The sequence below is a fragment of the Streptomyces alkaliphilus genome, assembly GCF_014141535.1.
Lineage (GTDB): Bacteria > Actinomycetota > Actinomycetes > Streptomycetales > Streptomycetaceae > Streptomyces > Streptomyces alkaliphilus.
Genome location: NZ_VKHT01001293.1, coordinates 1 through 1,158, shown reverse-complemented (window position 1 = coordinate 1,158; position 1,158 = coordinate 1). Strand labels below are relative to the sequence as shown.

1 protein-coding gene is annotated in these 1,158 nt (G+C 70.8%); it reads left to right on the top strand.

Going from position 1 to position 1,158, the window contains the following annotated elements; all coding sequences use genetic code 11:
- Window positions 1-265 precede the first annotated feature (265 nt).
- Entirely contained in the window at window positions 266-1,060 is a 795-nt protein-coding gene (locus tag FNQ90_RS24060; RefSeq protein WP_182608271.1) for a ParA family protein, read from the top strand.
- Window positions 1,061-1,158: the final 98 nt, after the last annotated feature.

The window sequence follows — 1,158 nt, the reverse complement described above, 5'->3', positions numbered from 1 at the left end:
AGCCCACCGAGCCCACCACCCCCGAGAAGACCCTCGTAGAGCTGTTCCGGGACGGCGAGATCACCCTCATCCGCTGGGTCGACTCCCCCGGCACCGACTGGGGGATCGTGTACCTCAAGCAGTAGTGACCACCGGCCCCGCCCAGGCGCCCTCACGCGCCCGGGTGGGGCCTTTCGTGTTTCCGGATCCCATATCCGCCCACCGGACCGATACCGTTTCCCCCGGACGCGCCGCATCCTGCGGCGCCCGGCAAGGGAGGTCACCGGTGACACGAGTCGCCATAGGGAACAACAAGGGAGGCAGCGGGAAGTCGGCGACCACAGTCAACCTCGCTGACGCTCTGGCCGCACGCGGGCACCGCGTCCTGGTGGTCGACCTCGACCCCCAGGCCAACGCGAGCCGACGCCTGGGCTGGGCCTGGGACCCGAACAACCCCACACCCACCCTCGTGGAGGCCGTGCAGGCCGGAACCGAGGGAGTCGCCGCCCAGGTCATCACCTCCATCGGCTGGGACCTCCCCCACGCCTCCCGCATCGCCCTCGCACCCTCCCGCTTCGACCTGGAGAACCGCGTCAGCGAAGCCGGAGTGGTCGGCGCCCTCGGACGCCTGGACCGAGCCCTGGACGGCGTCACCGACGCCTACGACTACACCCTCATCGACTGCCCGCCCTCACTGGGCCACCTCACCCAGCTCGCACTCGCAGCCGCTGACGTCGCCCTGGCCACCGTCGAACCCGAACGCGACGGCCTCGAGGGCGCAGTCCGCTTCCGAGACTTCATCGACGCCAACAAGCAGCACCTCGCCAACCCCGAACTGCGACTCGTCGGTGCCATCCCCTGCCGAGTCCGCGCCGGGCTGAAGAGCCACGACCACCACATGGACCAGATCCCCCGACTCTTCCCCGACGCGGTGTGGGAGCCGGCGGTACCCGAGCGCACCGTCATCAAGGACGCCGCGGACGAAGGACTGCCCCTCGCAGCCATGGGATCCCGCGCCACCGAGGTCATCGCCCTGTACGCCAAACTCGCCGACCGCCTCACCACGGAGATCCCCCAGTGAGCCCCAGCAAGTCCCGCCGCCAGCTCCAGCGCTCCGACGTCGCGCCCAGCTCCCTCATCGCGGCCACCGCCCCCACCCCGACCCTCGCCCCCCGGGTC